The 13,365-nt window shown below is 45.3% G+C and carries 11 protein-coding genes, 1 tRNA gene and 1 pseudogene; 8 read left to right on the top strand and 5 right to left on the bottom strand.

The window, feature by feature from the left end:
- Window positions 1-2 precede the first annotated feature (2 nt).
- Entirely contained in the window at window positions 3-1,187 is a 1,185-nt protein-coding gene (locus IPM65_04210) for a hypothetical protein (GenBank protein ID QQS43336.1), read from the bottom strand.
- 148 nt (window positions 1,188-1,335) lie between these two features.
- On the opposite strand from IPM65_04210, the gene udk reads away from it, so the two are divergent.
- The 3 genes from udk to IPM65_04195 all read left to right on the top strand — a co-directional run bounded on the left by udk (window position 1,336) and on the right by IPM65_04195 (window position 3,831).
- On the top strand, window positions 1,336-1,956 hold the full coding sequence (udk, locus tag IPM65_04205) for a uridine kinase (protein QQS43335.1): 621 nt from the start codon (window positions 1,336-1,338) through the stop codon (window positions 1,954-1,956).
- Between the two features lie 97 nt (window positions 1,957-2,053).
- The gene (locus IPM65_04200) at window positions 2,054-3,043 is read left to right on the top strand and encodes an amidohydrolase family protein (GenBank protein QQS44717.1); all 990 of its coding nucleotides are present in this window, start codon (window positions 2,054-2,056) and stop codon (window positions 3,041-3,043) included.
- A 92-nt stretch (window positions 3,044-3,135) separates the two neighbouring features.
- Complete coding sequence (locus IPM65_04195; GenBank protein ID QQS43334.1) at window positions 3,136-3,831, top strand: hypothetical protein; 696 nt, start codon at window positions 3,136-3,138, stop codon at window positions 3,829-3,831.
- A 130-nt stretch (window positions 3,832-3,961) separates the two neighbouring features.
- On the opposite strand, the pseudogene IPM65_04190 reads toward IPM65_04195, so the two are convergent.
- A pseudogene (locus tag IPM65_04190) lies at window positions 3,962-4,612 on the bottom strand (argininosuccinate synthase).
- A 271-nt stretch (window positions 4,613-4,883) separates the two neighbouring features.
- Between IPM65_04190 and IPM65_04185 the strand changes: the two are divergent.
- Window positions 4,884-5,939, top strand: a complete 1,056-nt coding sequence (locus tag IPM65_04185; GenBank protein ID QQS43333.1) for a hypothetical protein — start codon at window positions 4,884-4,886, stop codon at window positions 5,937-5,939.
- Here IPM65_04185 and IPM65_04180 read toward each other — a convergent pair whose 3' ends face one another.
- Both IPM65_04180 and IPM65_04175 read right to left on the bottom strand, forming a co-directional pair.
- Window positions 5,940-7,019: an RtcB family protein gene (locus IPM65_04180; GenBank protein QQS43332.1), complete on the bottom strand. Its 1,080-nt coding sequence runs from the start codon at window positions 7,017-7,019 to the stop codon at window positions 5,940-5,942.
- A 133-nt stretch (window positions 7,020-7,152) separates the two neighbouring features.
- Window positions 7,153-9,237, bottom strand: a complete 2,085-nt coding sequence (locus IPM65_04175) for a hypothetical protein (protein QQS43331.1) — start codon at window positions 9,235-9,237, stop codon at window positions 7,153-7,155.
- A gap of 852 nt (window positions 9,238-10,089) precedes the next feature.
- Between IPM65_04175 and IPM65_04170 the strand changes: the two genes are divergently transcribed.
- The 4 genes from IPM65_04170 to IPM65_04155 all read left to right on the top strand — a co-directional run bounded on the left by IPM65_04170 (window position 10,090) and on the right by IPM65_04155 (window position 12,606).
- A tRNA-Leu gene (locus IPM65_04170) sits at window positions 10,090-10,172 on the top strand.
- A 147-nt stretch (window positions 10,173-10,319) separates the two neighbouring features.
- Complete coding sequence (locus IPM65_04165; protein ID QQS43330.1) at window positions 10,320-10,865, top strand: hypothetical protein; 546 nt, start codon at window positions 10,320-10,322, stop codon at window positions 10,863-10,865.
- 40 nt (window positions 10,866-10,905) lie between these two features.
- Window positions 10,906-11,448, top strand: coding sequence for a phosphatase PAP2 family protein (locus IPM65_04160; GenBank protein ID QQS43329.1), 543 nt, complete (start codon window positions 10,906-10,908; stop codon window positions 11,446-11,448).
- Window positions 11,449-11,520: 72 nt separating this feature from the next.
- Entirely contained in the window at window positions 11,521-12,606 is a 1,086-nt protein-coding gene (locus IPM65_04155; GenBank protein QQS43328.1) for a hypothetical protein, read from the top strand.
- Window positions 12,607-12,638: 32 nt separating this feature from the next.
- Here IPM65_04155 and IPM65_04150 read toward each other — a convergent pair whose 3' ends face one another.
- Complete coding sequence (locus IPM65_04150; protein ID QQS43327.1) at window positions 12,639-13,304, bottom strand: HD domain-containing protein; 666 nt, start codon at window positions 13,302-13,304, stop codon at window positions 12,639-12,641.
- Window positions 13,305-13,365 lie beyond the last annotated feature (61 nt).

The following is a 13,365-nucleotide window of genomic DNA, read 5'->3' as shown; positions in this document are numbered from 1 at the left end:
AGTTAATCTGCAAAATAATCAGGTGTTGAGTGTTTTGCCTGAACGTGATCGTGTGCATGATGATTGCCGTTTTGTGTATTGGTCGGTTTTCGGATTACCTCCAACCCTGCCTTTTCCAAAGCGGTAAGTTTTTTGCGACTGTCAGTAAGGAGTGTTACGCGTGAAAATCCCAGTGTCATAAGCATCTGTCCGACGCTCTCGTATGTCCGGATATCGTAATTAGGTCCAAGTAGTTCTGTTGCTGCTTTTATCGTATCCATCGGCGGCTTTCCGGCATTGTAGCCGACATCAATCCCTCGTTTACCGCCTTCAGTAGCCATTTTTGCTGCCATGCCGTATCCCCTTCCATCCTGCGAAGGGATGTGAATAATCAGTCCGTCAGTATTCTGTGCTTCAATAAGTGCATCGTGCAGTTGGGCTCGGCAATCACATCCTCCGTCATGATAGCACTGTCCGATATCACATCCTGAGTCAACACGGATCGTCATCGGACCTTTTCTGCTGATATCTTCAAGCGGTGTAGCGGATATTACTTCGTAGTATTTCCAGGGATCTCCCCCGTTTACATGCACCGGATAAACAAAAACGTCTCCGAAAGATGCATTTACCTGTCGTACTTTCCCCATAGTGAGATCACCCGTCGACATAGCAGGTACGAAAACCTCCTGCTCTAAATGATAAATATCACAATTGTCGGCAACCAATCGGGATCCGAATATTCCCGCTGCTTTTTGAGCCCGTTCTAACAATAAATGAGGTTCAGCAAGTGTTGCTGGTGTAGAAATCACGGGATATGCAATATTTCCGGCAATACTCGGTCTTATGATAGTACGCGGTCTCCCGTCTCCGGCTTCTGTAAGCACTCTATTCAATTCCGCGACCTGAGGAGAGTCAACATCACCTAACTTAAGTTTAATATCACTTGCCACGTTCAGTTCGAAATCTGACCCCTGCATCTCACCAATGCTTCCGTTTATTTGAATTGCATGAAAACTTGTGTGGCTATCATTGTCAGAAACAATAATAGGAGTCAACCATGCATCTTCAATGCCATGGTGACGAAGATCAAGAGGACCTCCGCGAAAAACAGTCACACCCTTCTCCTGATAGGCAATCATTCCTTCAAGAGCCTGTTGATAGTTTGCTGAAACTTCAACGGGTTGATGACCATGTTCTGCGTGATGCATATTAATTCTATTTGAAATATGCTAATATAGTATTATTCATACTATTTACTATAAATTAGGAAATATTATACCATTTTTTGAAAAAATAAGCAATATTTATATAAATTTTCTCCATTTTACCTAAATTTTCATATAATATAAGAAAAATATGCACAACAAGCTAATTCTCGGAATTGCCGGAGGAACGGGTTCCGGAAAGACCACAATCGCCGAAAAAATCTACGAACATTTCAAAACTCGAGCGGTATATATTCCCCATGACCGGTACTACAAAGATCAGTCAGCTAAATCAATGGAAGAGCGTGTCAAAACAAACTATGATCATCCTGATGCACTGGAAACCGAACTCTTTATATCTCATCTTCAGGATCTACAAAAAGGAAATACTATTGAAGTGCCTGAGTACGATTTTACCCAACATACCAGAAAAACAGATATAACAACACCTGTCTCTCCTGCTCCGCTTATTCTTATTGAGGGTATTCTTATTTTTGATAATCCCCTCCTCCGTGACCTTATAAACCTGAAAATTTACGTAGACGTACCGGCGGATATCCGGATTTTGCGTCGCGCCAAGAGGGATATTGAAGAACGCGGGCGTACGCTTGATTCCGTCTATGCTCAATATATCGCAACTGCCCGTCCGATGCACGAAAAATTCGTGGAGCCAACCAAGGAATTTGCGGATATCATCATCCCGCGTGGCGGAAAAAACGAAAAAGCAGTATCAACCCTGATCCACACGCTTGAAAAGCGATTATCAGTTTAGAGCTGTCATTTCGAGCGAAGTCGAGAAATCCCTTTTGATCATGAGGGATCCCTCCACTAACGGTCGGGATGACAATGTTATTTATTCAAAACCTACTATGTCACAACAGGCACCACAATGGAACTTTCAGCACCTTCTCATCGAAGAAATTAAGAAAAACGGCGGCTGGGTAAACTCTCATGCTCATATCGATCGGGCTTTTACCATCACCCCTGAAAGTCTTGATATTTATCGAAAACATACGCTTGAAGAAAAATGGGATCTGGTTGATGTGGTCAAAAACGCATCAGAAGAAGAATATTACCGACGAATTTCGATGGCTCTTGAACTGATGATCAGTCAGGGAGTGACAGCTGTCGGATCATTTATTGATATTGATCCCGTCGCGGAAGACCGTGCGGCAAAAGCGGCAGTCCGCGCAAAAGAACAGTACAAAGACCAGATTTCAGTCGTTCTTATCAATCAGGTTTTAAAAGGAGTGATCGAACCGGAGGCAAGAAAATGGTTTGACCGCGCTATGGAATACGTTGATATCGTGGGCGGATTGCCCAAACGGGACGAACGTGATCACGGAAAAGGCTCTGAACATATGGATATCCTTCTTGAAACGGCAAAAAAGCACGGCAAAATGGTTCATGTACATGTCGATCAGTTCAACACTCAGTCGGACAAAGAAACCGAACTGTTAGCTGAAAAAACGATCGAACACGGAATGCAGGGAAAGGTTGTTGCCGTGCACTCTATATCCCTTGCTGCCCATCCGAAGGAGTATCGTAAAAACGTATATGCAAAGTTGAGAGAAGCACAGGTCATGATGATCGGCTGTCCTACAGCCTGGATTGATGCTCCGCGTCATGAAGATCTTCAGCCTTTTCACAACGCACTCACCCCTGTTGACGAGTTGGTAAAACACGGTATCACCGTCGCGATCGGATCTGACAATATCGCCGACTACATGCTCCCCTTCACGGACGGCGATATGTGGAGTGAACTCAAACTTATGGCAATCGGAAACCGTTTCATGGATCTTGATGAATTGGTGAAAATTGCCACAGTAAACGGAAGAAAAGTATTGGGATTGGAATAACCGGAATATACACAGAAAGAGATTATCTTCAGGTTTGATTTATACATATTGTATGTGTATAATATCCACTCATTATTCTTTTCTCTTTTTCTATGGCTGAACATCTACGACCGAATGAACAGGTAAGAGCAGAAGGTCAAGGCCTTACGGAAACATTAATTGAATTCAGTTATGTGTATGCACAAATTCTTGATGATCCGGCAGGAGGTATATATCTGCCCGCACATGCACAGGAAATCATTCGGACTGCCGATCAGGCAACCGAAATATTTTCCCGTCCGGACAGCTTATTTACACTTCGTGATCGAAAGGTGGCACAAAAAGATGAGCGATTTGCACAAAAAAATCTAGAAATGGTTGAAATGGGTATGGATCCCGGTGTGTACTGTGAATTCAAAGCACCGTCAGGAGAACGGATCGAAATGAATGCCTACGGAGGTTATCGCGCAATCTCATCACGAGATATTACCGATGTATCGCAGCGGTTCGGAGATGTCGGACCGGTCAGACGCACGCATGATGCTCTCGCAAAGCCTACAAATCTCGGTCTTGGTATTCGAACTGATGATAGTAATATGCTTCAGTTGTGGATGGAACTATCACCGTATGGGAGAGATGTCATGACTCTTACAGCATGTACTAGCAGTCGGAACGGATCTGTTATTCTTCAGTTACCTGAGCACATCATGATCGCCGATCGTAATCTGATGCAATATGTATTCAAGCAGCACGGAGATCTGAGAGCCCGTATCGGAAGACTCATTGATATGAAAAATGTCCTGAAGTAGTCTGAATACTTGATCAAACCAAAAAATACCCAAGATTCATACAAATAGTAGCATAGTTGTTTTTTGAATACTGAATCAATACTTCATCGGATTTACTAAACTTATAATCTCTTTCCTTTTTCTTCTCTTTTTATATATTGCAAAGGCTTTGATCGGGATTAACTAGAAATTCCAATTCGACAAATTCCGGTTTGTCGACTGCATTTTCCGGAAGTGTTGAAACCTGCAGAATGTCAGCCAAGGGCGGAATAAGTCCAGGATTTTCTATCTCACCGCCTTCACCGGTTACTCCCCACATATTGTCATCATATGAATACGGCTTTGCCGCTGTTTGTTTCACCGGAATATTGTGTTTTTGCGTATTCCAGCTCTTCGTCACGTCCCATCCCCCATTCACGGACAGGAGCAATGATTTTCACATCGGGATTCAGTGCTAATGCAACTCCTTCAATACGTACCTGATCATTCCCCTTTCCGGTACATCCGTGAGCTATCGTGTCAGCTCCTTCTGCCGCTGCGATTTTTACTGCCCATTTTGCAAGAAGAGGACGTCCGATCGGTGTTGAGAGATGGTAATCTCCCTGATAGGAGGCATTTGCCTTGATGCCTTTTGCGATATATTCATTGGCAAATTCATCTTTTGCATCAATAACCAAGGCTTTCACTGCACCCAGTTTCAGGGCTTTTTCCTGATTTCCTCAAGATCATCTGCCTGTTGACCGATATCAATAGTAAGAGCCACAACTTCGGCATTATATTCTTCCTGAATCCATTTGAGCATCACTGATGTGTCAAGTCCGCCTGAATACAGAAGAACAACTTTCTTGACTTCTCCCTTACGGCCCTCATACGACGAGACTTTTACATAGTCTTGTTTTTTTGCATAAATAAAAATTAAATTATAAATGAGGTAAAATGTGCAAATTTATAAGAAAAAGCGTTGTTTCAGTTAAAAATATACACTTATGTCATAAAAAAATCAATGTATTCCAAAAATAATTATCGACTATGAGAAAAATCCGCACACTTTTTACACTGTATAATATGACCATATGACAGAACTTGAAAATACTCCCCTTCAGCCTTCACGAACAGAAACTGAATCCGTTCAGGACTTACCGCCTTTTGTGATCCCTGATACTATTCAACACTCCATAGAATCCGGAGTGAACAACTCTCTTCGATTTTTTGTAAATCCACAAACATTAGAGCCAATATCTCCGCAGCCGCAATCATTCCTACTGCTTGAAAGATCAGGTCCGATAGCATTTCAGACACTTAATTCAGCACTCCAAAGACTTCATGTTCCGACGGGAACAGAATTTAGAACCGTTATTGACCGCAGATTTCATAATCGATTTCATACAGATCACCCTAAAGCTGCATTAGACATTTTTGATATAAAAGGAAATCCCCAATTCCCCCATCACGAGCATATTACTCAATATGCAGTATGGTTAAAACATGATAAGCAGGCTCTTGAAACAGTAGATTTTCTGGCTGAACGATTAAAAAACAGTTCGGGCAATCTGGCCGTCGTGGATGATACTCTCCAGCTAGGCACGACACTCGGTGTGACTACACCCCTATTACTGAAATCAGCACTGGAACAAATCGGAAGACCAGATATCACGTTACGAACGAATGCAGGTAAACATATGCAATCAGTTCTTGATTCGCTTTCCCCAACTACAGAGAGAATACCATCTGAACCGATGACAGTTACATTACTATCCCTTGTGAAAGATCCGAATTGGATTAGCGATATTGCGGTGGCCAGCTTTAAAGATGATGTCCCAACATTACATTTTGGAGCTCCTGCCGTTTCTGATATTGTTTTAGGAGAATATATTGCAGAATTGATGAAAGGTTCTGTAAAAAAGAGCGGTGTAAACGCTCAACCACTCACCGAATGGAGTGACTTAATACAGCTTGGTGAGCGAATTGCCAAGGAAAAGGAAACTTCCGGCTCAGGCTCTGAAAATCCGGCGGTCTTTCTTGAAAAAAAATACGGAAGAGAAAATTGTATGCGTATTGCTGCTTTGCTTTCTGAACGTATGAGAGACATCGGTTCACGAATGCAGCTTGGATATCAAAGAAAAAAGTGATCACTCTTCCGAACCACTTTTTATACCTGCTATAGGCTGAAGGAACTGCTGATCAACATGTTTCATAAGCCCGCTTCCTTCCATAAGATCTAATGACCTGTCAATAGAATGATAAGCGGTATCTATCTCCGTTACCGGCCAGCGGAGACCGCTCGGGGTCATAATATGCAATTGCTTCGGATCAATTCTGCCGTCCTGTTCTTTTTCGTGGTATTGTTCCCGTATTTCATCTATAGTTCTTCGGATTGCCGATCTGCTGACAGCCCGTCCTGTGCCGTGTGATGTTCCTCCGATTTCTTCCGCTTTTTTCCCTGTGTTATATACGACCATTATCCCGTTTAATGAACTGGGTAAAACCTGACGTTCCCCTTCCTTTTTGACTGCTACAACACCTTTATATACACGGGCAATTCCGGTTTTTTCATTCATTTCAACCGTATTGTGAACCGTATCAAATGATTCTCCCTCTCCGTACACTTTCCCGATTACATGCATAATTCTGTTTCTGGTATCTCTTCCTGATTCAATCGTGCGTTTATACTCTGCATCATACTGTTCCGGATGATCAACCAGTGCTGAAAGTTTCTTTTGTGCATCACCATAGGAACCCGTATGTACCAGTACCTGCATATTTCCCGTGTCAATATCTTTTGCAAAGTTAATGAAATGATTTCCTCTGAAGCATTGAAGAAGCCCTTCACGTCCTAAGCGTTCATAAAGTTCATCGAGAGCTTTCTGATTTTTCACAAATTCCTCTTCTTTAAGCGGTAATGTACTCATCTGCATACCACATCCGATATCGGCACCCCGGATAAACTTTCTCCATTCGGGAACTTTTGCCATATCAAAATCAGCCATCACGCCCGTCGGGACAATAAGTCCGGTTTCCGTTGGAGAGATATCAGGAAAAAGAACCATACGTTCTGCAGGAATAGGCTGTATCCATTTTCTGATTCCCAACGCTTCAACCTGCCAGCTGTTATACCCGCTGAGATTGATTACTGTCCTCCCCTGCCAATCCTGCTCGTTTTGGAAAAGAAGTGTTTCTGCGACTCGTGATGATTCTGTTGATTCTGTCATAAATGAATGTGTTTCTAAACCTTATTATTATAGTATATTTCCATCTTCATGAAGATGGCCAGATACCATAGCAAAAGTTCTCTAAGAGGGCCGGCGGTTGCCGGCCCTCTCAGGCTAGTTACTCAGACTTACGTTACCACGGAGTGTACAGGACCGCGACCTGGATCGTCAGTCCGTACTTGACCTTCGTCCCCTCCCACTTGGCCAGGCCCTCTCCAATGGTCAGGGATTCACTCTCGGGCTTTTTGTGGTGCCCGATTGTCCGGGTCATCCGCCATGCAGCTCCCCATTCAACTGCATTGCGGTTGTAGTAGTACTGCGATTGACCAAGTCTGGAGAGGCCTTGCCCCGGTCCGACCTGGACGGGAACTTTGAAAGCGATGTAATTGACGAAGGACGACGAGATATACACACCGCCGACCGTCGCCATCATGGTGTCCTGGTCGACACCCGCCCAAAGTTCGATCGAGCCGTTGCTTTGGCCGTCACCCTTGGTGCGAATCTCCGAAGCACTCACGGCAGACATGATCCCGGGCGACTCGTAATGCCGGATACCGAAGTACCAGTTGGCCTCCGGTCCGGACAGAGCAAAGCCGGGATCAACAGTGCGCTGGAGCACTGAGTCGTATGCCAGTTGCCACGATGCGAACTCCGTGCGGTTCTCGCCGCTACTTGCGTAGTAGGCAAAGTACCGCATACCGTCGGAAAAGACGGCTTCCATCACTGCCGTGGCGCCCGCGGGATTCACCTCCACCACGCTCATCTCACGGACGAACCGGAGCTGAGCGGGATCATAGGAATCCACCCTGGGGTACCACGTCGCGACGGTGAAGCCGTTATCGCCGACGATGGGGTTGGCAGACCGGGCACCGACGATGTGGGTGTCGACATTACTCGTCTCGTAGTACTGTTGAGCCGTGTATTCGACAACACCGCCGAAGCCGCTGACGTAGGTATCAGGCTGATAGAACGCCTGATATACACCGTAGACGGCGTATCCGCCGGCTGCCGCCAGGAGAACGATGGCCACCGGATCATCAACGATCCCGACGATTGTGACGTCGTCCGCGAACATTCCCAGCGACACAACTGCGAGGCTTCCTGCCATCACTTTGGCATCGCTGTACCAGATGACCTGCGCGTCGTCGTTCCCCTGAATGGGGTATGTGACGCCGACTGGGTTCATCGGTATCGGAGTCGGTGTCGCGGTGGGCGTGGCCGCCACTTCTGCCGCTGCTGCTGCATTCCATCCGCTTTGCACTGCGGCCAGATAATTCTTCTTGCCGTAGAGTGCGAGCGCTTGCCCGAACGGAAGCAGTTCTACCTGGCCGTTCCTGATGACCAATCCCCATTTAGGCATCTTTTCCCGGTAAGGTTCACTGGGTGTTGCCGTGGGAATGGGTGTCGCGGTATTCGTAGGCGGAACGCGCGTGGGGGTAAAGGTCGGCCATGGCGTGCTGGTCGGCGGGATCGGGGTACTTGTGGGCGGGATAGGGGTGAACGTCGGAACAGGCGTCGATGTCGGCGGGATGCGCGTTGACGTTGCTGTGGGCGGGACGGTCGTTGGCGTTGCCGTAGGCGGATTCGCCTGATAGCAACGAATAACAGAAATCCAACCAACCCAGATGGTGTCGTTCGAACCCCCTTGGGCCAACAATCGGCCCGTCTGAGGGTACGACAAAGAACCACTCCGCTGCCACTGCAAAGTCTGCCACGTACCGTTCGGATAAGCTTCCGCGATCGTTTGTTGCCCTGCAGGCAGTTGAATGCGGATCATGCGATCGGCACCACTACCGGCAGAGGCCACACGGGCTTCCACCCACATCCGAGACGTCGTCCCGCCGCCGGCTTCCGTGGTCTCCGCGACCTGAATCAAACCGAGAGGGGGGTCCAGGGGCGAACCTGCAACGCCGTTGTTGTAGTAGGCGTTGCTCTGTGCGTGCCAGGTGAAGTTCTGGTTGACCGCACCACCGCCCGTCGGAGAGACACCGGTATAGTAGCAATTCTCGCTACCGGTTTCAGCGGCATTCACCACTTGCTGGCCGACGATCGGAATCTCACCCATACCCTGCGGAACGGGATTGATTTCCTGAATCGTATCCTGTGCGCTAACCTGATTGAAGCCAGCCGGCGGCAGAAACCCCATTGCAATTGCAACGATGAGAGTGATGGAAAGGATCCGCCATCCCACATCAAACTTCTGTCTTGACTTGTTCATGACATACCCCCTCCTTGAGGGTATTGTTCTTAGTTCTTGACGATAGACAGTTCTTTCAGAGACGAATCATAGGGTTCGCCTATCCCCGGGAATTTCATTACCCAAATTCCCAAACGGTCCGGATACCTCTTCCCTACCGGAGGGGTACTGCTATTCAGTTATTATTCTGTTGTTTGTTCCTTTCTCAAGAGCTGTGTGAATGATCAGTCACGATGACAGTTCATTTTGCAGTCTCCTCTTGAAAAGCTGCAAGCAGGAAACAGATTGTTCCCTATTTGCAGCCTTCCAAAAGATATGAGAAAAAACACATGGATGCTGAACCAAGGTTCAGTAAACATGATTTTGTAAGTCTGAGTTGTTAAGGTGCGAGTATCCATTGTGTTTGCAAGCTTTTGCATTCACGGATATTCACTCTTTCTGAAAAAGGAAAACATAAACAGCTTTTGCTTATGCATTCATTTACAGGAACGCTTTATAATTTGATTTTTTCTAAAAAAAACCCTCCATTTTCTGAGGATCTTACCAAATCAAGACACCTCCCGCTCACGCAAGCACATCCGGGAGACGGAAAACGTATTTGTTTTCACATATATACATATCTAATGCGTAAGTATACCCCAAAACTATCCTATAGTCAATCTGTTGTGAGATTTGCATACATGATCGTGACATCCTACAATTCGGCTTCAGCTTAGGCTGAGACCTGAGAGATCTGAGAGTGTTTCCGTGCTATACACGTTCGTCTGTGAGCTACGACTTTGTTGCCTTAAGTAGACTGAATTTATGAAGTATAATATAATTCCAAACGAGTGAAAATATGCCGGAGTGGTGGAATGGCACCCACCGAAATATGGCGCGATGTTGGAATGGCAGACAAGTCAGTCTCAAAAACTGATGAGGGCAACCTCGTGAGGGTTCGACTCCCTCTCGCGCCACATATTTTAGGCGGGTCAAAAACCTGTAGGCCTCGGCCTGTGTGGGTTCGACTCCCACCTCCGGCACCACTTTTACCTTCAAATGATACATATCTGATTCGCATCAATTTACTTGTTCTTCATAAACCTCTGATATACTGAAATTACATGGAATTTGTCATACTATTTGCGGTAATAGCAGGCATTGTGTTCTTTGTTTTTTCCTCTGCATACTCCTCCATCCCCTTTTTACCTACTCACAGTCGCGATTTGACAACTGTCATTAAAAAACTCAACCTGAAGAAGGATCAGGTTATCATTGATCTCGGCGCAGGAAGCGGAACGGTCATTTTTGCCGCCGCGACCGAAGCGCATAAAAAGGGACTTAACACAGAGTTTATTGCTATAGATATCAACTTTCTTTTGGTAATTTTTATGTGGATGAGGTCCTGGTTTCATCCTCACCGCAATCATATTACTGTATTGCAAGGCGATCTTTTCAAAATGGATTATGAGCGGATGATTGAGCCGTATCAAAATATTTTGTTCTATATGTATGTCTCTCCCTGGGTCACTGATACTCTTGCAGAACTAATTCAGGAGACCAAGAAGCCAGTTTCTCTCCTCTCCTATCGGTATCCCGTAAAAAAAATGAAGCCTATTGAAACAGCAGGCGGCGAACACAAACTATACTCCTACGAAATCAATTATTAAACAGCCTGGATTTTTTACCGTATGGTGATTACAATGACATATGCTTCATTCTATTGCTCAATTTGACCAGCAAATTACTTCCTTTATTTCTTCCCTTTTCCCTCACAATGCTTTTTTTGATTTCTTTTTTTCTTTTCTGTCACTTCAGGGATTGACAATTGTCATCTGGATCCTTCTGTTCGCTTTTTTTACCTACAGAGAACGATTCGACAATACTCATAAAGAATTTATTATTGCATTTCTCGTGAGTTTTCTGACAACCGGCTTTTTGGTCAATATTGTCATTAAAAACATTGTCATGAGGGACCGTCCGTGGGTTGCGAACCAAATTCCTGATGCGCTTTGTCCCGAAGATTTCAGTTTTCCGTCCGGTCACGCTTCGGGTGCTTTTGCGGGAGCAATAATATTTGCACACTTTGATCCTAAGCGGAGATGGCTTTATTATGGGATTGCAAGCCTTATCTCTCTCTCCCGTGTCTACCTGCACTGTCATTATTTCATCGATATCACCATTGGGGCACTGATAGGCTTTATTATTGGCTGGGCAACACTAAGACTACTTTCTCATAGAAAGATAATATAGGATGTTGTAATAATGTGTACGTGCATCAGTATCAAGTTTGACACCGGGTTTGGATTACGGTATTCTGAGTGTATGGATACTGATCAACCCACTCAACCTGCCTCTGAAGTTCCCTCAACAACAACACAATCAATGCCCCCGACACCACCGCAGAATCCTCCGGTTACAGAACCGCCTTACAGCGCTCCTCTCCAATCAACACCCGCACACCCTGGTGGAGCAAAAAGACCGACGGTAATTATTGCCGTAGCGGTCATACTTGTGATTCTTGCAACCGTGGGAGGGATTATCTGGATGAGCATGGCAGCAAAAAGAGAACTGCAGCAACAGGTACAGGCACAGGTGAAAGAAATGACTGCTTTGGAAAAATCATATAAATCAGTACGTACTATCCTCGATGAAAAAACTCCGAGTCCCGAGGCTGAGACCACCAATCTCCTGAAAACCAACCCGACCCGAATAAGCGATGTCAATGCCAACGTTTTGGGTGCTGAAGAGGATCTGAATATCGCACTGAACCGAAGGCTGGGAGATCAATACAAACAAAGCCGTACTTCCCTCAGGAATATAACATCCATCAATACAAAAATTGCTACTGTGTATCAGGGAAATCCCCTCGTCAAACCGTTTCTGCCGGACGCAACTTCTCTTATTTCCGATACTAAAGACTTTGCGGAAGAATCAGACGCTCTGCTTTCGTACCTGAATCAAATCAATAACCTGGAAGTCTCTTCTAAAACTCTCGGATATCAAATCGGCCTGGCACTTCAGGAATCAATTCTCAGAAATGCAGATCCAGATTCGGTTGCCAATTTCAAAAGCAAAGTCAACGAGCTTGATGACATTTATGAAGATTACAAAGCCATAGACACTTCAGGATTGCCTGAAGACTTACGGGTAAGTCATGACGAGACCCTTGCTACATTCAGCGAAGACGTATCGATTTTTTCTGAACTGGTTACCGCTCTTGAAAGACGGGATGCTGCTATGCTTCAGCAGGCAATACAATCTCTTATTATTCAAAGTGAAAGTGAATCGGCTGCAGCCGAAATTGAAGTCAGAAGTTTCTGGAATGAACATGAGACCATCACAAAAGCTACAACAATACGTGAACAATGGCAGCAGTTTGGTGAAGATAAGCTCGGAATTGCCTTTTGACAAATTCTGAATGTGAAGATTTGTCCCGGGTCTCAAGTAGCTACCTCAAAGGTTCTGATCTCTGCAATAATCGGTCTGACCGTGTCTTCTGTAATACTCTGGGGGGTAAAACTCAATTTCTCAAACAGTTGAGCCTGAATCCGGTGAAGATATTCCGACATCTCTACAAAAAAATCATGTCGGCTTATTCCCGGCTTATTGAGCTTGAACCGCTTATTTCCATCACGAAGACGCGATTCAAGAGTGGTCACACCCTGGGGTTCTACACGCATATCTGAATAGGCCGCGATTTTCCAGCCGTAATCTGAGCTTTCGGCATTTCGTTTTGCATTGGAAAATCCTATTGCATCAATGAGATCCAGTATCCGTTCCCTTTCAGGCATATCTCCCAGCACTTCTTTTGCAATTTCAATAGTTGCAATATGTTCATCTGTCCCGTATTTGTCTATAAAGTCATCCTTCACCTGCTGCCAATACTCCACTCCCTCCGGCTCGAAAAACTCCGGAAAAAGTTCCATATTGAACTTGATGATGTTCCCCATGTCATGCAGCAAACAGGCCATGACAATCTCCTTTTTCTGTTTGTTGACCGCTTTTATATTGTCCGAAAGGTACGAGGCAATGGCGGCGACACGATACTGATGGAGCTGCAATGCCGGCGTGATGCGATATCGTTGATACACTTCCTGGATTGTCATACTGTCCATTGTATCACGCCTGATATGATATGCCTTTGCATAACATCAATAATCAGTTATA

This window comes from Candidatus Roizmanbacteria bacterium (assembly GCA_016700135.1).
In the GTDB taxonomy this organism is placed as follows: Bacteria; Patescibacteriota; Microgenomatia; order UBA1406; family GWC2-37-13; genus UBA1450.
The sequence above is the reverse complement of the archived record's forward strand: the minus strand, read 5'-3'. Positions and strand labels throughout refer to the sequence as shown.

What these genes read in the sequence shown, in the direction of transcription:
- IPM65_04165 (QQS43330.1), top strand. Translation starts at nt 10,320, where the DNA reads ATGGAATTTGTCATACTATTTGCGGTAATAGCAGGCATTGTGTTCTTT.
- IPM65_04160 (QQS43329.1), top strand. Translation starts at nt 10,906, where the DNA reads ATGCTTCATTCTATTGCTCAATTTGACCAGCAAATTACTTCCTTTATT.
- IPM65_04150 (QQS43327.1), bottom strand. Translation starts at nt 13,304, where the DNA reads ATGACAATCCAGGAAGTGTATCAACGATATCGCATCACGCCGGCATTG.
- IPM65_04185 (QQS43333.1), top strand. Translation starts at nt 4,884, where the DNA reads ATGACAGAACTTGAAAATACTCCCCTTCAGCCTTCACGAACAGAAACT.
- udk (QQS43335.1), top strand. Translation starts at nt 1,336, where the DNA reads ATGCACAACAAGCTAATTCTCGGAATTGCCGGAGGAACGGGTTCCGGA.
- IPM65_04210 (QQS43336.1), bottom strand. Translation starts at nt 1,187, where the DNA reads ATGCATCACGCAGAACATGGTCATCAACCCGTTGAAGTTTCAGCAAAC.
- IPM65_04200 (QQS44717.1), top strand. Translation starts at nt 2,054, where the DNA reads ATGTCACAACAGGCACCACAATGGAACTTTCAGCACCTTCTCATCGAA.
- IPM65_04180 (QQS43332.1), bottom strand. Translation starts at nt 7,019, where the DNA reads ATGACAGAATCAACAGAATCATCACGAGTCGCAGAAACACTTCTTTTC.
- IPM65_04175 (QQS43331.1), bottom strand. Translation starts at nt 9,237, where the DNA reads ATGAACAAGTCAAGACAGAAGTTTGATGTGGGATGGCGGATCCTTTCC.
- IPM65_04155 (QQS43328.1), top strand. Translation starts at nt 11,521, where the DNA reads ATGGATACTGATCAACCCACTCAACCTGCCTCTGAAGTTCCCTCAACA.
- IPM65_04195 (QQS43334.1), top strand. Translation starts at nt 3,136, where the DNA reads ATGGCTGAACATCTACGACCGAATGAACAGGTAAGAGCAGAAGGTCAA.